This window comes from Bradyrhizobium sp. CCBAU 21365, assembly GCF_015291305.1.
Lineage (GTDB): Bacteria > Pseudomonadota > Alphaproteobacteria > Rhizobiales > Xanthobacteraceae > Bradyrhizobium > Bradyrhizobium elkanii.
In genome coordinates this window covers 1,343,814-1,362,196 of record NZ_CP030036.1, presented here as the reverse complement: position 1 = coordinate 1,362,196, position 18,383 = coordinate 1,343,814, and the positions used below count along the sequence as shown (strand labels likewise).

The 18,383-nt window shown below is 65.2% G+C and carries 17 protein-coding genes; 4 read left to right on the top strand and 13 right to left on the bottom strand.

Annotated features, from left to right (window positions below; genetic code table 11):
* The first annotated feature begins 108 nt into the window (after positions 1–108).
* On the top strand, positions 109–258 hold the full coding sequence (locus XI02_RS06350) for a hypothetical protein (RefSeq protein WP_172648822.1): 150 nt from the start codon (positions 109–111) through the stop codon (positions 256–258).
* 3 nt (positions 259–261) lie between these two features.
* Here the strand turns inward: XI02_RS06350 and XI02_RS06345 are convergent, their stop codons facing one another.
* The 3 genes from XI02_RS06345 to XI02_RS06335 all read right to left on the bottom strand — a co-directional run bounded on the left by XI02_RS06345 (position 262) and on the right by XI02_RS06335 (position 4,208).
* On the bottom strand, positions 262–834 hold the full coding sequence (locus XI02_RS06345) for a TetR family transcriptional regulator (protein WP_244981168.1): 573 nt from the start codon (positions 832–834) through the stop codon (positions 262–264).
* A 102-nt stretch (positions 835–936) separates the two neighbouring features.
* Positions 937–3,012, bottom strand: a complete 2,076-nt coding sequence (locus tag XI02_RS06340; protein ID WP_172648824.1) for a tetratricopeptide repeat-containing protein — start codon at positions 3,010–3,012, stop codon at positions 937–939.
* Positions 3,013–3,068: 56 nt separating this feature from the next.
* Entirely contained in the window at positions 3,069–4,208 is a 1,140-nt protein-coding gene (locus tag XI02_RS06335; RefSeq protein ID WP_069275808.1) for a patatin-like phospholipase family protein, read from the bottom strand.
* A 549-nt stretch (positions 4,209–4,757) separates the two neighbouring features.
* Between XI02_RS06335 and XI02_RS06330 the strand changes: the two genes are divergently transcribed.
* The gene (locus tag XI02_RS06330) at positions 4,758–6,017 is read left to right on the top strand and encodes a hypothetical protein (protein WP_244980820.1); all 1,260 of its coding nucleotides are present in this window, start codon (positions 4,758–4,760) and stop codon (positions 6,015–6,017) included.
* A 38-nt stretch (positions 6,018–6,055) separates the two neighbouring features.
* Here the strand turns inward: XI02_RS06330 and XI02_RS06325 are convergent, their stop codons facing one another.
* The 3 genes from XI02_RS06325 to XI02_RS06315 form a co-directional block, all read right to left on the bottom strand.
* Positions 6,056–6,787, bottom strand: a complete 732-nt coding sequence (locus tag XI02_RS06325; protein ID WP_172648825.1) for a hypothetical protein — start codon at positions 6,785–6,787, stop codon at positions 6,056–6,058.
* A gap of 108 nt (positions 6,788–6,895) precedes the next feature.
* Entirely contained in the window at positions 6,896–7,138 is a 243-nt protein-coding gene (locus XI02_RS06320; protein ID WP_016844906.1) for a hypothetical protein, read from the bottom strand.
* A gap of 126 nt (positions 7,139–7,264) precedes the next feature.
* A complete protein-coding gene (locus XI02_RS06315; protein WP_370143852.1) occupies positions 7,265–8,263 on the bottom strand; it encodes an NAD(P)H-dependent flavin oxidoreductase in 999 nt (332 codons plus the stop codon).
* Positions 8,264–8,329: 66 nt separating this feature from the next.
* On the opposite strand from XI02_RS06315, the gene XI02_RS06310 reads away from it, so the two are divergent.
* Positions 8,330–9,892 (top strand): AMP-binding protein, encoded by a 1,563-nt coding sequence (locus tag XI02_RS06310; protein ID WP_172648827.1) that lies wholly within the window; start codon positions 8,330–8,332, stop codon positions 9,890–9,892.
* A 151-nt stretch (positions 9,893–10,043) separates the two neighbouring features.
* Here the strand turns inward: XI02_RS06310 and XI02_RS06305 are convergent, their stop codons facing one another.
* The 7 genes from XI02_RS06305 to XI02_RS06275 form a co-directional block, all read right to left on the bottom strand.
* Entirely contained in the window at positions 10,044–12,167 is a 2,124-nt protein-coding gene (locus XI02_RS06305; protein ID WP_172648828.1) for an ATP-binding protein, read from the bottom strand.
* A 389-nt stretch (positions 12,168–12,556) separates the two neighbouring features.
* Positions 12,557–13,330: a thioesterase family protein gene (locus XI02_RS06300; RefSeq protein WP_172648829.1), complete on the bottom strand. Its 774-nt coding sequence runs from the start codon at positions 13,328–13,330 to the stop codon at positions 12,557–12,559.
* Positions 13,330–14,301, bottom strand: a complete 972-nt coding sequence (locus XI02_RS06295; RefSeq protein ID WP_016844911.1) for a nitronate monooxygenase family protein — start codon at positions 14,299–14,301, stop codon at positions 13,330–13,332. Before XI02_RS06295 ends, XI02_RS06300 begins: the two co-directional genes overlap by 1 nt.
* A gap of 180 nt (positions 14,302–14,481) precedes the next feature.
* A complete protein-coding gene (locus XI02_RS06290; protein ID WP_069275805.1) occupies positions 14,482–15,075 on the bottom strand; it encodes a hypothetical protein in 594 nt (197 codons plus the stop codon).
* A 215-nt stretch (positions 15,076–15,290) separates the two neighbouring features.
* Positions 15,291–15,872 carry a YqaA family protein gene (locus XI02_RS06285; RefSeq protein ID WP_172648830.1) on the bottom strand — a complete coding sequence of 194 codons (582 nt, stop codon included), beginning with the start codon at positions 15,870–15,872 and terminating at the stop codon, positions 15,291–15,293.
* 63 nt (positions 15,873–15,935) lie between these two features.
* Positions 15,936–16,337, bottom strand: coding sequence for a phosphoribosyl-ATP diphosphatase (gene hisE, locus XI02_RS06280; protein WP_018269659.1), 402 nt, complete (start codon positions 16,335–16,337; stop codon positions 15,936–15,938).
* A gap of 118 nt (positions 16,338–16,455) precedes the next feature.
* Entirely contained in the window at positions 16,456–16,890 is a 435-nt protein-coding gene (locus XI02_RS06275) for a hypothetical protein (protein WP_026192198.1), read from the bottom strand.
* 265 nt (positions 16,891–17,155) lie between these two features.
* Between XI02_RS06275 and XI02_RS06270 the strand changes: the two genes are divergently transcribed.
* The gene (locus XI02_RS06270) at positions 17,156–18,208 is read left to right on the top strand and encodes an ABC transporter substrate-binding protein (protein WP_244981169.1); all 1,053 of its coding nucleotides are present in this window, start codon (positions 17,156–17,158) and stop codon (positions 18,206–18,208) included.
* Positions 18,209–18,383 lie beyond the last annotated feature (175 nt).

Below are 18,383 nucleotides of genomic sequence, written 5' to 3'. Positions count from 1 at the left end.
TCATGATCGCGGCTTACGCTGAAGCGGGGTTTCGCCCTGAAGCCCTCAGACGGGCGCCGTCATCTGTGTTGACCAGGTGGCGGCGCCTTTTTTCAGGAGCGAATTGGCTTGCCCCAGAAGTCGAAAAAAGTCGCGACGACCTCCCAGACGGTTTCTTACTGGTCGGCCGCTTACGTGAGTTTCCGCAATGGCGTGACGGTTTTCGCCGTGACCGGCGGCGTGCTCGGGTTTCTGCTGGTCGCCAAGCACTATCTGTGAACCTCAGCGCTTTCCGAGACTCTTCAGATATGCGCCGAACATGTCGGCCATGGCGTCGGCGTAGGTCGCGATCTCGGCGGGCGCTCGCGGGCTCTCCGAAGAATCCTTGCCCACCGTGCTCAGCGTCGTTGTGATCAGATCGCCCACCGTCGCACGTACCGCGTCTGACGTCTTCGGCAATGCCTCGCGCATGAAGGCCTCGACGATGCGCTCGCCGGATGCCCGCGCTTCGGGCGCATCGCGGCAGAGCGGCGCGGCGTCGCTGAGTGCGACGCGCACCGCGGCCTCCTCGCATTCGGAGCGGATGAAGGCGTGCACCAACGAGCGCAGCCGGTCCAACGGCGGCCGCGTGGCGTCTTCAAGAATGTCACGCAGCAGGCGGGTGGTCTGCCGCCACTCGTCGCTCTGCAACCGGAACAGGATCGAGGCCTTGTTCGGGAAATACTGGTACAGCGAACCGACGCTGACGCCGGCCTTCTCGGCCACCCGCGCCGTGGTGAAGCGCTGCGCGCCCTCCTTCGTCAAAACCTGAACAGCATGACGTCTGGACCGGAATGCAGCCGTGATGGCCGCGATCTAACTACGATACGCCTGGCCGCGGCTGAAGGAGAACTTTCGTCTGATGGCCGAGTTTGCGTAGCTCGGCAACCCCCATGGATGGCGGAGACGGATCGCGCCTCAGGGACGACCGACGTGGAGCAACCGCCGGGCGTCGAGCTCCACGATCTTGAAGCCCTTGCTCGCCGCCACGCCGATCAGATGGGCCGTGCCTCCGGCGCCGTCGGGGTCGACGTCGCGGTTGTTGAGGGCAATGAGCGTGAGACTGTGCGCGCCTTCGGCAAGGGCGTTAAACAGCATCCATAGATTGTTGCGCTTCCAGATGTCGTAATCCTTCTTTTCGCGCAGCCAGCGCGGTAATTCGCTGGAATCGGCGAGGATACGCGGCGGGATGCTCTGGCAGAGCTGCTGATAACGCGTCACCCATTCCAGCCCGCCGCGATTGACCGATTCCTCCTGGAATTGTGCCTCCGGCAGGGCCAGGAAAAGCCGCGTCGGGACATTGAGCGTCTCGCAGACCTCGTGGAACAGGATATCGCCGCCGCAGGCGCCGCCTGCGATGCCGACCGCGACGCCGCCAGCCTCGCCGAGTTCGTTCTTCACCGCCTCCATGATCAACCGGCGCGCCTCCGCGACGGCCTCGGGCGTGGCAGGAAAGCGCGCTTCATTGCCGGGGCGACCAGGTGCGTCCAGCATGTGACCGGTGAACAGGATGACGCGCGCCGGCGTCGGCGGCGCTCCGTCCATCTGCGGCCCCATCTCGCGTAGCGCGGCGTCGGCGTTCGCCGACAGCACCGCCAGATCGCGACAGATCAGGACATTGCGCCGGACCGAATCCACTTCCAGCGGCCGCGCGTTGGCAAGCGCCTTCCGATACGCGGCCCCGACCTGGGCCGGCCGGTCGGACGTCAGGAACAGTAGATCGGCGCGGCTGACATCCCTCCAGGTGTTGGGCTGCTCGCCGTCCCGAACCACCTTGTCGTCATTGCCGAGCGCAAGTTGCAGCGTGGCGGCGATGCGGCCGGCGCGGCGCTCGCTCGCCTTGAGATCGGCCAATGCCGCCTCGGTGTCGTCGAAGCTCTCGGCCCAGACATCCGGGAGCGCCTTGGCGAGGGTGATCTGGATCGTCAGCATCGCGAGCGCGTTGACCGCCGGATAGAAGCTGTCGAGATCCTCGGCGAAGCCGTCGAGATAGTGCTGAATGGAGTCCGCAAGCCTCGGCGAACGCAGCGCGGCGGTCCGCCGCGCGTCCGTCGCGGCGGCGGACCAGTCGTCGATCCATCGTGTCTTGGCATTGCTTCCGAGCAGGGAATGGCCTTCCGCGCGATTGAATCGCCGCTCCGCCGCTTCCGCGGGCGTCTCGACGTGATCGGTCGGCGGCATGGTGCGGTCGAGGACGCGCTGGATCGCCTGCTCGGAACGGGTCAGGTAGTCGAGCTTTGCGCCGGGACCGACAGCCGATCCCGCCAGCTTCTGGTAGACCGTCCCGAGACGGTAATTGGCCTGAAGATCGACCGGATCGAGCTCGCGAAGTCCCTCAAAGGTTTCTTTCGCGCCGCCAAACGCCTTGATCTGGAACTGCGCATCGCCGACAACCCGCAGCCCGCCGCTGCCCCATTCGAGGCCGCGCACTTCCTCCGCGAAGAGGCGCAGGTCGCCGGCACGCGCCGCCCGTCGTGCGACCGCGACGTCCTCCTGGAAATCAAATGGCACGACCATCAGGGCCGCGCGATCGTGCGGCACCAGGCGAGGCAACAATTGGAAGACCGGGCTATCCTTGATGGTGGAGGACAGCGTAGCCCTTAACGCCGCAGCAAAGCCCGGCAGCGCGGCGGCGGGATTCGCGGCATCATACGAGCCATAGCGATCGGTTTGCAGGTCGAAGGGATATTTGTCCTTCGTTCCCTCGGCCCGGATCAGCAGGGTGTGCTGATCCCGCAAGCCGTGGCGAATGCCAAGCTCGTAGAACACATTGGCGTTGTAGATCGAGACGTCGGCGATCACGAGATCCGAAAGCACCAGCAGCCGAAACATGTCTTCACGGATGTTGCCCTGCCGCGTGATCTCGCCGGTCGTGCGTCCCTCGATGCCTGCCTTCTGCAGCGCAGGAGCGATCAGCTCCCGTTCCACCCGATCAAAGTCGATGCCATCCTTCGTACCGAACGGTCGCACGATAAAGGCGCGCGTGGCTGCCATGACTCATGTCCCCTGATGAGCGAAGCGTTGACGTGATGAGAAACCCTGTCCGCTCATCACATGAGATCGAAGTCCGGCGGGAAGTGTTCCGACTTGACCTGCCGGGCCGCCGCCAGCTCCCCGATCCTGGCGAGCTCGTCCATGTTGTTCGGATCGTCCATCGCGGCGATCTTTGCGAGCGCCTCCGGCGTCCGCTCGATCGCGACGGTATCCTTCAACCAGGCAGATTCCAGCAACACGTTATAGCGCGCATAGGTCGCCAGTTGCGGTCCGCTCCGGCCATCGGTCGCCATGTCCTCTACCGCACGGTTGATCGTCCATGGCGTCAGGCAGTTGGTCAGCCATTGCAGCATGGCGTGATTGTGCTGCCCGCAATCGTCCATCAGCGACTGCAGCGACCGCAGGCCCTGCTCGGCCGCAGGCATGTGGACGATCTCGTCGGTCGTGTAGGTCGACTTGAACACGCCGGTGCCGGCCGAGATCAGCAGCAGATCGTCCTTGCCGGTTCGCCACTGGAAGCCGTGGCCCTGGAGCGCCGCGAGCATCAGCATTTGCAGCGCCGGATCGTTGAACGGGCTGACCCCGCCGTCGACGAAAGCGCCGCTGACGGTGCTGCCGTCGCGCGCCGAGATCGTGATCTTCTGGGGACTGAAATAGGTCGGCGCCGCCGTGCTGGCGCGAACCACCTCGGTCAGCCGCAACCCGCCGTCCTGACGGGCATATCGGCTGTCCGGATGGTTGTGCAGCGGCCACGGGCTGCCGGTATCGAGCCGCTTGGTCATGATCATCAGGCCGGTGCGGATGCGATCGCTGCCGAGCGAGGTGTCGGCGCCGAGCTGCGCGTCGAGTGCGCGCTGCAAGGCATCCGACTTGAATTTCGGCGCCAGCAGCCCGCGCCGCCAGAACGAGCCCTGGAAGATATCGGTGCCGATGCCGCGATAGAGCTGCTTCAACGCGTCGGCCGTCATTCCGCACGCCAGTCCGGCAGCGATGATCGATCCGGTCGAGGTGCCGCCGATCAGATCGAAATAATCGCAAAGCAGGAGATCGCTGTTGTCGAACCGCTTGCGCAACATCGCCTCGATGGCGCTGACATATTCGAGCGTCAGGATGCCGCGGATGCCGCCGCCGTCGAGCGCCAGTATCCGCTTCGGCCCGAGTGCACGATCGAGATGCTGCTGCTTGGTCTTCGGCATAACTGCCCCCCGCGGAACGATGACTTTCGCTGATTTCGAGACGGCCGATCAATCCCGGCCGAGGCCTCAATTGGCCGCGCGTCAAGCGCGAACGGCACCATCTTCAAAATGAACCGACGCGCCGGGGTCGGCACATCGGCTTGCTGACAATTCATTCGTTCAATGCCGGAGCACGCTCGCGCGCCGGTTCCGGCAAGCATCTTGCACGTCATACACCCTTAGGTATAGTGAGATATTTCACTGGCGAGCGGATTTTCTTTTTCGCGCCTGGCGATTGCAAGCTGCAAAGACGCGCTATCATTCACGCCGCGGCGAGAGATGCAGCTGCGCAATTCGGCCGACCCGGCCAACCGTCGCATAAAGTTCATGCAGATCGGGTTTTGCCATGCCAAACGATTTCTCGGTCTTTATCAGCCATCGCGCCGAAGACAGATTTCTCGCGCGCCTGCTTAAGGCGCGGCTCGAATATCTCGCAGCCTGGACGGCCAGCGTCCGGTGGAATGCTTCGTCTGCGAGGAAATTCCCGGCGGCTCGGAATGGCGGCAATGGATGATCGACAACACGGCGAAGGCCGATTGCCTGATCTTCATCCACACCAATGCCGAGCACAATTGGACCTGGTGCGCATCCGAGATTGCCCAGTTCGACGGTTACAAGCGCGCGCTGAAGCTCATCTCCAAGGTGCTGTGGTTCTCGGTCGATTCTTCGCCTTCGTTTCCAATGCTGGCGGAGAACGAGTTCTACGGAATCGGCGAAGACGACGTCCGGCGATTCCTCGAAGACCTGTTCGTGAAGCCGACCTTCGGTCCCGCGCCGCTGCGGCCGCGACTGAACGCCAACTACGCGCCCAAGTTCAATGAGGCGGCGAAAGACATCCACGCGCAGTTCCTGCAGATCACCCGCCCGGAAGAGCTGTTCCGCTTGCGGCTTCGCATCGTGTTCAGCGACGAATTGTCGTTCCGGCAAAAGGCCGAAACGCTCAGGCCATTGCCCCCCGCCGATCGCGCGCGCGGCTTCCTGAAGGATGCCGTGCTGGAGGCGGATGCCGGCACCACCACGCTGTTGTCCGGTCCCGATACGGCGGAGCTCGACTGGGAGGATCTGCTCCGCGCGCAAAACCGCTACGACAGCGGGGCTTGGCTCGACGAGCTGACGAGCTATGTCGCGAACTCGTTCGCCGACGTGGATATCGCCAGCCGGCGCAGCCGCGAGCAGGTCCTCAGTCCGATCTTCCGCGATCTGAAGCTGTATCAACCGGTCATCGCCCGGCTCGAATATCTCGACAGCACGCCGTTCTCGATCGTCATCATCTTCGTGCCGATGCCGCCATTCAGCGAGGATCCTCGCCTGATGGTCGCGCAGAACATGCCGAAGGACATCGTCTTCCTGTCGATCCTGCTGCGGCTGGCGCGGCGCTTCCGGTGGTCGTTTCTCGAGCCGCTATACAACGCCGTCGAGGGCCTGGACGATGACTTCAGCGCCAAGCGATGGGACGATCTGCTTGAGCGCTATCACGAATGCCTGGAAAACCTCGATTCGATCCTGCGACAGGGCAATATGCGCGAGCTCGAAACCGTCGGCGACATCAAGTCGGCGATCAACATCTCCGACGATGCGCTGCTGAAGGAGATGTTCAAGGATTGGGGGACGTTCCAGACCCGGCTGGCGCATGCGATCGAGAAGAAGTCGCCAGGCGACGTCAGGCAGACGCTCGAGCCCTGGCTGAAGCGCAACAAGGACTTCATGAAACAGCTGCTCGTCGAAACCCAGGGCAAGGTGGACAAGCTGCGGCCGCTGGAGGCCCGCTAGAGCATAAGGACGCAGAACGGGCTCGGCCGGCCCTGCGCTCAGATCATCGCAGCGACACGTTCCAGGCCGATCAGGCGCGCCAGCGAACGGACCTCGTTCTTCTGATCCTCGCGGAGCTGGAACAGCAGCGGCATCGCCGCCGACTTCAGTTGCTGGACCTCCTCGGAGTCCGGATCGATCGGTATGTTGCCCACGGCGGAATCGCCCTGGCGCTTGGCGTGGATCTTGCGGGCGACGGCGCGGAGTGCGGTCTCGACCGCCGGCCAGTAATATTCCTGCGACGACGACAGCTTCAGCCGGTCCTTGATGCCGGCGATCTGGGCGTCGCTGAGCAGCGCGTAGCTCTTCTGCGGCGCCGGCTTGGCCGCAGCCTTGGGCTTCGGCGGCGCGGGGGCGACCGGCGCGGGTGCGGGCTCGGCGATCTTCGGCTGAGCCGCATCGACCGGGTCGGTGATCTTCGGCAGGCCGATATCGGCGGGCTCGACGGAGGCATAGGCCTGGCGCACGGTGTCGGTGGCGCCCGGAATCGCGGCTTGCGCCCGCAACAGGAGCGGAGACGGATTGGCGGGAGGCTCGATCGGCTGGGGCGCCTCAAACGAGGCCGCGGCAAACGTCGTGACGGCGAGCTTGTCCTGCTTGCTGGCACGGTTGGCGACCGGGCCAATGTCGGCCTCCGCCGCCGGCAGGCTGTCACGGCCCAAAATGGCTGTTATCGCGGCGCCGGCGAGGAGGAAACATGTCAGCGCGGCGAGGGTGATGGCTCTGGTCAAAAACTACTCCATTGCCGGCCGGTGTCACAAGAAACTGCGCGTGAAATGCGGCGGTACCGTGCCGTGACGACGCCAAATGGGTGAAATTGTCCCGAAACGGCCGGAAAATCAGGCCGCGGCATCAAGCTCATAGGCCTCCTGGATGTCGGCCACGATCTCGTGCGCCGTCCAGAGGGCGCCGGGCTGGACGGCGTGCATGCTGACCGTCCAGTTGGTGCGGCGGGTCCGCGGCGTGCTGACGATGTCGAATTCGACCTGACGGCACAGCGGATGCCGCTGCAGGGCGTAGAACACCCGGGTCCGGAGCTCGTCGAGCGTTGCCGGGGTCTTGGAGAGCGCCTCAAGGGCCATGTCGCATTCCCACAAACTGCCGGGCGGCCAGCCGTGGCGGCCCGTGGCGCTATTGTTGGGACTGGCATGGTTAATGCCGCGTTAAGCGGGCGGGCGGGATTTGACCTGCTGCTGTTTCGCGGCGGATCAGGCGAGCCGCACCCGTCCGCTCGCCGCCTCATACTCCGCGATCGTCTGGGCCACGAGCTCATCGACGCCGAGCACCCCGGTGACCCCGGAGGTGGAGTGACCGCCGCTCCAGATATCGCGCCAGCGCTTCGGCCGGCTTTCGCGGGCGCCGATGTCGATGTCCTTGCCGATGTCGATCGCGCCGCGTGCCGGCAGGTCGTCGGGATCGAGACCGGCGGCCTCGATCGAGGGCCGCAGCATGTTGGTCTGCAGGCCGGTAAACGCCGTCGTCAGCAGGATGTCGTCGGCGGTGGAGTCGACCAGCATCTGCTTGTACCTGCCGTCCGCCATGCTCTCGCGCGTCGCGATGAACTTGGTGCCCATATAGGCGAGGTCGCAGCCGAGCGCCTCGGCGGCGCGGAGCGCGTGGCCGTCGCTGATGCCGCCGGCAAGCACGATCGGGCCGTCGAAGAAGCCGCGCACCGCGCGGACGAACACGAACGGATTGAGCCAGCCGGTCTGCCCGCCGGCACCCGCGGTGAGCAGCACGAGCCCGTCGGCGCCGACTGCTGCCGCGCGCTCGGCATGGCGGATCGAGGCGACGTCGGCGAAAACAAGCGCGCCGGCATCGTGCAGAGGGCCAAGCACCGGCGCGGGCGAGCCGACCGAGGTGATCACAAGCTCCGGCTTATGCCGCAGCAGCACGGCGAGATCCTGGGCCAGCCGCGTGTTGGAGCGATGCACGATCAGGTTCGGGCAGATCGGCGCGGCTGCTTGGCCCGTTGCATCGGCATGCGCCTGCAGGCGGCGCGCGATGTCGCCGAGCCAGGTATCGAGCTGTTCCGTCTCACGGCAATTCACCGTCGGAAACGAACCGATCACGCCGTTGCGGCAGGCGGCTACCACCAGCTCGACACCGGAGACCAAGAACATTGGTGCTGCAATCAGCGGCAGCCGCAGGCGATCGCGAAAACGCGCGAGAGGATCGGCGGACAAGTTGTTTCTTCCCATCATCATTGTGTTAGCGTTGCCGCCAACATTGGCACGACAAAAGCCAAAGACAAAGGCGGGAGGGACAACGAGATGAGCAATCCGCTCTATGCATTTCCGGCGGTGTGCGAACAGACCTTGCGGGCGCTGGCGCGCTATCCGTCGCGCACCGCCTTCGCATGGCCGGGCGGCTCGCTCAGCTATCAGGGCGCGACCGACCTGATCGGACGAATGCAGGGCGTGTTCATGCGGCTCGGCTTTGCGCCAGGCACCCGCGTCGCGCTGCTCACCGCCAACCGCGCCGACAGCTGGTGCGCCGGCGTCGCCGCGCAATTGTCGCGGCTCGCGATCACCTGGCTGCATCCGCTGGGCTCGCTCGACGACCAGCTGTTCCAGATCGAGGATTCCGAAGCGCAGATGCTGATCGTCGACGGCATCACGTTTCGCGATCGCGGCGGCGAGCTCGCGGCGAAGGCACAGGGCCTCAAGACCGTGTTCACGCTCGGCCCGGCGGATTACGGCGCCGACCTGTTGCAGGTGGCCGAGGATGCCGGCAGCGCGAGCGCGAAGAGCTTCGCCCGCGAGGACGACATCTCGACCTTGAACTACACCGGCGGCACGACCGGCAAATCCAAGGGCGCGCTGCGTTATCACCGCGAATATGGCGGCTTCGCCGCCGCCGTCCTCGCCGATTTCGAGATCCCGGAGACGCCGCGCTACCTCACGGTGGCGCCGATCAGCCATGTCGCCGGCACCAAGGTGCTGCCGACGCTGATGCGCGGCGGCACCGTGCACATGCTGAAAGGGTTCGATCCGGAGGCCGTGTTCACGACCATCGCGCGCGAGAAGATCAACTTCACGCTGTTCGTGCCGACCATGATCTATGTGATGCTGGATCATCCCGCGCTCGACAAGACCGACCTCTCCTCGCTTGAGCTCCTGCTCTACGGCGCATCGGCGATGTCGCCGAGCCGGCTGGTCGAAGGCATCGAACGGATCGGCCCGGTGTTCTCGCAGCTTTATGGCCAGACCGAATGCTATCCGGTCTCGGTGCTGCGCAAGGCCGATCATGACCCGAAGACGCCGGACCTGTTCCTGTCCTGCGGCTTCCCGATCGCCGCCTGCCAGGTGAAGATCCTCGATCAGGACGACCAGGAGGTCGCGACCGGTGAGCCCGGCGAGATCTGCGTGCGCGCCACGCATGTGATGGCCGAATACTGGAAGCGGCCGGACATCACGGCGGAGACGCTGAGGAGCGGCTGGCTACACACCGGCGACATCGCGCGCATGGACGAGCGCGGCTACATGTTCATCCTCGACCGCAAGAAGGACATGATCGTCTCCGGCGGCTTCAACATTTTTCCGCGCGAAGTCGAAGATGTCTTGTCGCAACATGCCGACGTCGCGATGGTCGCCGTGGTCGGCGTGCCCGACGACAAATGGGGTGAGGCCGTCACCGCCGTCGTGGTCGCGCGCGAGGGCACGACGCCCGACGCCGACGAGCTGATCGGACTGGTGAAGGCGAAGAAGGGCTCGGCACACGCGCCGAAGCAGATCCAGTTCGTCAAGGAGCTGCCGATGACCGGCGTCGGCAAGGTCGACAAGAAGGTGCTGAAGGCGCGCTTCTGGACCGGCCGCGACCGCATGGTGGGATGAGATGCTCGCACGACGATTGCTGGTCCCGTCATCCTGAGGTGCGCGCTCTCGCGCGCCTCGAAGGATGCACGACCCCGATGTGTCAGCGCGCGCTATCTCCACTTGCGGCACCAGTGGGCCGGCGCCCTTCGAGGCTCGCTCCGCTCGCACCTCAGGGTGACGGGGACAGCGCGGAAGGTGTGGCGGGACTGTCGGTGCCAGCCGCCTCCGGCCGCTGCCCCCCCTGCCCGAGCAACCGATCGAGCCGGTCGCGCAGCTGATCCTGGTGATAGGGCTTGGCCAGCCGCGGCAGGTCGACCTGGGTGCCGTCGGGCAGTTCGGCATAGCCGGTGGCGAGCAGCACCAGGAGCTGCGGCCGCACCTTGCGCGAAGCCGCGGCGAGTTCGATGCCGGTCATGCCGGGCATCACGTGATCGGTCATCATCAGGTCGATCTCCTGGTCGCTCCTGAGGATTTCGAGCGCCTGCGGTCCGGAATTTACGCCGATCACGCGGTGACCGAGGTCCTCCAGCATTTCCATGGTGGACATCGCGATCAACGGATCATCGTCCACCAGCAGGATCACCGCCGAGCGCTTGACCGTCTGCGCCGCAGGCGCCGGGCTCTCGACTTCCGGCACCGCCGTTGCAACCGGCAGCACCAGCGCAGCCGTGGTGCCCTTGCCGACCGCGCTCGACAGCTGCAGCTCGCCGCCGAGCTGCACGGCGAGCCCATGCACCATCGACAGGCCGAGCCCGGTGCCCTTGCCCACCGGCTTCGACGAGAAAAACGGCTCGATCGCGCGCTTCAGCACGTCCGGCGACATCCCGGTGCCGCTGTCGATCACCGAGAGCTTCAAATAGTCGCCAGGCTGCAGCGTCGGATCATTCTTCGCCTGCCAGGCCGCGAGGCGGATCTCGATCAGGCCGCCATCCGGCATCGCGTCGCGTGCATTGATCGCAAGGTTGAGAACCGCAAGCTCGAGCTGGTTGCTATCGACGCAGGCCAGCGGCAGCCCCTCGGGAATGTCGAGCCGCAGCATGATGCGCGGTCCGAGCGAGCGCTCGAGCAGATTGCTCATATCGCGCACCAGCGCGCCGAGATCGACCGGCACCGCGCGCAGATCCTGCTGCCGCGCGAATGCCAGCAGCCGCTGCGTCAACGACGCGCCGCGCTCGGCGCCCTGCAATGCGCCGTCGACCAGGCGACGCAGGCGCGGATCCTCCGGCATGCGCTTGCGCAGCAGATCGAGATTGCCCATCACCGCCATCAGCAGATTGTTGAAGTCGTGCGCGACGCCGCCGGTGAGCTGGCCGATCGCCTCCATCTTCTGCGCATGGCGGAGCTGTTCCTGGGCCCGCTCGCGCGCGGCGACCTCCTTCATCAGGTCGGCGGTGCGCTGCTCGACCCGCTGCTCCAGCGTCGCGGTGAGTTCGGCAAGCGCGGTGCGCTCGGCGGCGAGCTGCGCCAGCAGCGCCTCGCGCTCGATCTCCGCGGTCTTGCGCGCGGTGATGTCGGAGCAGACCCCGACCAGCGAGCGGATGCTGCCGTCCACCCGGCGCACCGCGCGGGCGCGCACATCGACCCAGTGCTGGGTGCCGTCGGGCCAGATGTTGCGGTATTCGATCCGGTAGTCGGCGCCGCTGCGCAGCGTCTGCTCGACGATTTCGTTGCGGCGGGCGCGGTCGTCGGGATGCACCGCATCGAGCAGATCCTGATAGGTGAAGCGATCGCCGGGCCCGCGGCCGAAGAACGCCTTGCAGGTCGGCGACGCCTCGAGCTCGAAATCCGGCAGATGAAGCTCGAGCGCGCCGAGATGACCGGCATTAAGCGCAGTCTGCAGCAGACCTTCGCTCTCGGTCAGATCCTCGAGGATCTGACGGGTCTGGTATTGGCGGCGGCGGCCGCGCACCGTCGCGGCGACCAGGCTTACCAGCGTGGTCGGATGGAACGGCCGCTCGATGAAGGTGACATTGCCGAGCGCCCGTCCGAGCCGCGCGGCTTCGGGATTGCGCTCGGGTCCCCCCTTCTCGCTGATCAGCACGATGGGAAAATCCGACCATGACGGCTGCTCGTTCAGCCAGTGCGTCAGGCCGGCGAGGTCGGCGGCCTTGATCACCTCGTCGGCAATGATGGCAAGGCCTGCCCCGTTTGCGATCTGACGTTCGAGCTCGGCGAGGTCAGCGCAGATGTTGGCGTAATAGCCGGCTTCCTTGATCAGGTGGGCAGTCTTGACGGCGTCCCGCTCGCTCGCGGCGAGGATGACCGCGCGTTCCGAGGACGGACCAGGCTTCATCGCGTCTGTCCCTGCGGCGGCCGGGCGTCGACACCGGCCGGCACATCACACAACCGCCGGACGGCCATGGCCACAATGCCGGCGGCGGGATCAATACGCATCATGGGACCCCCTAACGGGAGCGAAACTCGCACGTGCCGCCAACCGTTCCCGGGAGGCGGAGTTATTTTGCCGCAGGGGCAGTCGCGGCGCTCCTGCACCGCGAATCGGTGAAACAACCCCATGCACAGTAGACGTGACGGGACTTCGTCTTCCCCCTGAAAGGGAGAAGGTCGGGATGGGGGTCAGCCTAGGTGATGCTGCAAGTCGAGAGAGCTGATCCCAGCCGCTTTGCTCTGGCGGGCAAAGACCCCCCTTTTTCAGGGGAGATCGAAGAAACATAGCCCGAGCTAGCGCCGCTCGATGACCAGGCTCTGGACCGCCTGGCCGAAATAGCCGCGCTGATCGGCGAGCCGCGACATTGCAAGCCCGGCGCCGTCGGGCCCGATCCAGGACTGGCCGTCGAGCAGGATCCAGTCGCCGACCGGCTCGCGCGCGAGACTCACCGAGAGATCGGCGTTGATGAAGGTCCATTGGCTGAAATCGAGCGCCGGCGAGGTGCCGTTGGAGAAGTCCGAGGCAACCACTGCCCGCATCGCCTGCGAGACGGCGGCGCCCGCAATCAACGGGCGGTCAACGCGGAACCAGATCGCACCAGGTCCCATCACGCCGAAGCGGCCGCGCGCGGCCCGCATCGAGATGCATTTCACGAACGGACTGTTCGCAAGGTTGCCTGGCTCGATCATACTTTCGTCGGGGCCCGGCAGATCGACGGCAAGCGCTGTGATGTCCGGCGGCAATTCGGCCGTCTGTTGCTTGATCTTGAGCACGCTGGCCGAAACGACCACGACACCGTCGGCGAGCAACCTGACGCCGCAGAGCTGGATCTTGCGGCCGTCGCGCAGGATCTCACTCTGCACGGTCAGCGGCGCCACCGGCACCGGGCGCATCAGGTCGATGGTGACGCGCGCGATCCGCATCGGCACCGGCGTCGGAATGGCCTCGGCCGCCCACACCACCAGCGCCGCCGGCGCGGAACCATGCTGCATTCGCGGGTCCCAAGGACCCGCGGCATCGGGACTGGTGACGACGCGGTCGCCGTCGACGCGAAAGATCGGCTCCATCAGGCAAGCGCCGGATCGACCGCGTCTTCATACTCTTTTCTGAACCGGGCGATCAGCTCGGCTGCAGGCACCACCTTGGAGATGCTGCCGACGCCCTGGCCCGAGCCCCAGATCTCCTTCCAGGCCTTCGGCTTGGCGCGCTCGCCGGATGCATCGGTGCCGAAGCTCATCTTCGAGGGATCGGAGGTCGGCAGGTTTTCCGGGTCCATGCCGGCTGCGACGATCGACGGCTTCAGATAATTGCCGTGCACGCCGGTGAACAGGTTGGAGTAGACGATGTCCTCGGCGGACGAATTGGTGATCATGCTCTTGTAGCCCTCGACCGCGTTCGCCTCCTTGGTCGCGATGAAGGCCGAGCCGATATAGGCGAAGTCGGCACCGATGATGCGGGCCGCGCGGATGGCGCGGCCGTTGGAGATGGTGCCCGACAGCGCGATCGGCCCATCGAACCATTGTCGCGTCTCCGCCACGAACGGAAACGGCGACAGCGTGCCGGCATGACCGCCGGCGCCGGCCGCGACCAGGATCAGGCCGTCGGCGCCTTTCTCGATCGCCTTGTGCGCGAACTTCTGGTTGATCACGTCGTGGAAGACGATGCCGCCCCAGCCATGGACCGCCTGGTTGAGCTCCTCGCGCGCGCCGAGCGAGGAGATGATCATCGGCACCTTGTGCTTCTCGCAAAGCGCCATGTCGTGATCGAGCCGGTTGTTCGACTTGTGCACGATCTGGTTCACCGCGAACGGCGCCGACGGCCGCTCCGGATGCGCCTTGTCATAGGCGGCGAGCTCTTCCTTGATCCGGTACAGCCATTCGTCGAGCAGCTCCGGCGGCCGCGCGTTCAACGCCGGAAACGAGCCGACCACGCCGGCCTTGCACTGCGCGATAACGAGGTCGGGCACGGAGATGATGAACAGCGGCGCCCCGATCACGGGAAGAGACAGGCGGCCCTTGAACAGAGCAGGCATGGACATTGGAAGCGGATCCTCGAGCGTTGGTCGTTGGTTGGTCTCGAATGCTGATCGTCATACCAACAAGGCAATCTTTCCAGTGTCAAGGATTGCGTTTTGGCGCTGCAAAAGGATGACAAATCCTCATCCTGAAACCGTGTTTTCGCAGGTGCCTGGCATCCCAGACGCAAAGCCTGGCCGCCGCTATTGGCAGACGGCCCGTGTCACGAAATTTTCCGTCCTGCAGTCGTTCGGGCCGCGCTTGTGGCCCGGCAGATAGACCAGCGGCGAGCATTTCTCGGAGGCGTCGGTATCGATGCCCTTGCCTTCCCGAAACCCCTTGCTCTGGCACAGCCGGTCGGCGCCGATCTTGCAGTCCGGCGCACCGTTCGAGGCCACCACGCAGGCCGCGCGTCCGGTCACCACCGTCGAGGGGCGCGCGATGTTCGACAGGTCGTTGATGGTCTCGCCGGGGCTCTTCAGCGGCGGCAGCGCCGATTTCGACTTCTCGAACAGCTTTCCGATTTCGTTGATCAGCCCGGGATTCTCGCGCTCGACCGGCGCCGGCGGCAGCTCGATCTGCTGCTGCTGAGGCGGGATCGGCTGCTGCGCCGGCGACTGCACGCCAAGCGCCGGCGGTGCTGTCTGGGCCCAGCTGCGGTCGAGGGTCGTCAGTGTCATCGACAGCGCAAGACCCGACAGCACAAGACCCGCCAGCACAATGCGCGCCTTTGCACGCGTAAGCCTGACGAGCGTGAGCCCGGCAGGATCGAGCAGGTCCGCGATTCCATCAGCCATCGCGGCGAGCGTAACCCGAAGCCGCTCGCAGACAAAGCTGCAAGCGGTCCGTCGCTAGTGTCCCGAATCCGAAGTTCGCATCATTTGCCGCACCTTCGGAGCGAACTTCGGATTCGATAAGGACACTAGCAAACTTATGATTCTAGTGTGCTTTATGAATGCGAAGTTCGTGAAAGTGGCTGCCGCGAAATCGCACGAACTTCGCATTCAGCACACTAGATCAGCTTGAACGCGACAACAAAGCCCAGCACCAGCACGATCGCGCCGATCGCGACCCACAGGCCGAGCCGCCTTTCGAGCTCAGCGCGGATGAAATCGCCATAGCGGTTGAGCAGCACCGCGACGAAGAAGAAGCGGCCGCCGCGTGCGACGATCGAGCACAGGATGAACAGCCAGATGTTGTAACCGGCAAAGCCCGAGGTGATCGTCACGAGCTTGTAGGGGATCGGCGTCAGTCCCTTCAGCAGGATGATCACGGCGCCCCATTCGGCGTAGGAGGCGCGGAACGCGTCGACCTTGTCGGAGAGGCCGTAGAGATGGATCAGCCACTGCCCGAGCGAGTCGTAGAGCAGTGCGCCGATCGCATAGCCGAGCACGCCGCCGGCAACTGACGCCGCCGTGCAGACCGCCGCGAACCACCACGCCCGCTTCGGCCGCGCCAGCGACATCGGCAGCAGCATGATGTCGGGAGGGATCGGGAAGAAGGAGCTCTCAGCGAAGGCGACGGCCGCGAGAATCCACAGCGCATAGGGCTTGTCGGCCGCGTCGACGCACCAATCGTAAGTCCGTTTCAACATGGGCGCGATGAACCATCATGGAGCGGATTTGTCCATGCCGGGATTGGGCCGAATTTGGTTGATTTACGGCTGCCGTTTGCGCAGCCGGCTCTCCAGCGCGACAATTCGGCGCCGAGCCACCGGGACCGGCGCCGTTTTGGGCAGCTTGACCGGCGACTTCGGCAGCTTCTCGGCGATCCCGAGCAGCCGTTCGCGCCGCTCCATCTCGCGCCAGACATCCTCCGGCTTCACGCCGGCCGACGCCCAGAGAACGGCAAGATTGTAGAACAGGTCGGCGCTTTCGCGGATGACGGCGTCCGACTTGCCGCTGACGGCGTCGATCACGACTTCGATCGCTTCCTCGGCGAGCTTCTTGGCCATCTTGGCCGGCCCGCGCTGGAACAGCCGTGCCGTGCGCGACGTAGCCGGATCAAGATCCTTGGCCGCGATCACCGCCTGGTAAAGCCGCTCGATCGAATCACTCATGCTTCGAGCCTAGTCGAAACGCGTCGCCAGCGTGTTAACGGCGACGACGAAAAAATCCACCGGCGCGCGGCCGGTGGATTGGATGCTTTGTGACAATTCTGAGAACCGCCGAGGGCGGTCAGTACGGCTGATACGGCAGTTGCGACCGCCGCCCGTAATAGCCCCGGTAACCATAGTACGGTCCGCCGCCGTAATAGACCGGGCCGCCACCATAGTAGACGGGACCACCGTAGTAGCCCGGGCCGCCATAGTAGCCGTAGGAGTCGTAGTAGTCGCGGCGGCTCTGGGCTGCGGCGATCGCAAGACCCGTACCGACGATCCCGGCGAACGCAGCCGCAGCCGCTGCGCCACCACCGCCATAGTAGCGACGGCGGGCACTGATGTCGGTCGCGCCGCTCGTGCCTTGTGACGTCGTCACAGCGGTCGCCTTGCCTGCCGAAGCAGAGCCTGCGAACGCCATCGTCGGCTCGACGGCCGTCAACGCCACCGCGGCAACCGTTGCCAATGTGGCTGCGCGGCCAATGGACGAAAAAACACCTTTTCGCGCAAACATTGCAGTCATCCTTTGTGGAAGCCGGCCCGACGGGCCTTGGTTAGCTAACCCACTGCCTCCAGATTAGGTTCCCCAAACCGAATGCAAGCTGAACGACCTGAGGTGAAAACATGGCAAGCCGAAGCCTGGCAGTCATCGACCGTTCACCTTGCCTGGGGCAAAATGCCTGCAATTAACGCTTGAAATTGACGCTTGCTCTGGCGCATTCGATGTCATGAAGCAGGCGCGCCGGCGCGGCACTTTGTCTCGCCTCCCGGATGTCATGATGCAGGTAAGTCGGACCACCGTTCTCCGCTGGATACTGGCCGGCATGATCGGCCTCGCGGGGGGCGTGTGGCCGGCGTTGACGCCGCTGCGCGCCAGCGACCTGCCGCCGCTCACCATCCAGTTCACGCTCGACCGTCCGCTTGATGCCGCCGCAGCGCCATTCGTGATGGCGTCGACCGGCGGCCTGTTCAGCGCCGAGGGCCTTGCGGTCGGCACCAACGTCGCGACCAGTTCGGCGGATGCCATCGCGCGCGTCGCCGACGGCTCGAGCGATTTCGCCCTCGTCGACATCAACTCGCTGATCCGCTTTCGCGACAAGCCTGGTGCTGCGCCCGTCAAGGCGGTGTTCGTGCTGTTCAACCAGGCGCCCTATGCGATCATCGCGCGCAGGAGCCGCGGCATCAGGACGCTGACCGACATGCAGGGCAAGAGCCTCGGCGTCGCCGAGGGCGACCTCTCGATCCAACTATGGCCCGCGGTCGCGAAGCAGAACGGCATCAAGCTGTCGAGCGTCAAGCAAAGCACGATCAGCGCCGCGGTGCGCGAGCCGATGCTCTCCGCCGGCCAGATCGATGCCGTCACCGGCTTCTCCTATCTCTCGGCGATCAATTTGCGTGATCGCGGCGTGCCCGCCGACGATCTCGCGGTGCTGCGCTTCGCCGACTATGGCTGCGAGGCCTACGGCTTTGCCGTGATCGTCAGCCCGCGCCTTGCCGCCGCGAAGCCGGATGCGGTGAAGGGATTCGTGCGCGCGGCGATCGGCGGCACCAACCTCGCGGTCAAGGATCCGGCCCGCGCCGCCGGCGAGGTCGCGAGCCGGATGGATGGCGGCTCGCGCGATCTGGAGCTGGAGCGGCTGAACGCCATCATCCGCGACAACATCCTGACCAGCGAGGTGAAGCGCGACGGCATCGGCGGCATCGAGGCGGAGCGCTTCGAGCGCTCGGTCGACCAGCTCGCGGAGGACTTCAAATTCCAGAAGCGGCCGCACGCCGCCGACATCTTCGACGAGGCTTTCCTGCCGCCGATCGACGCCCGGCTGGTGAACTGAGAGCATGCGAATGCACGGCTGACGAGCGGCACCAAATGTTCAGCGTCGTCCTGGCGAAAGCCAGGACCCATTACCCCAGCCGTTTATTGTTGCGCGACGCTGGGGCCACTATCCCGCTCTCAATCAAATTCGGTGGCTATGGGTCCTGGCTTTCGCCAGGACGACGGCGTGGGGA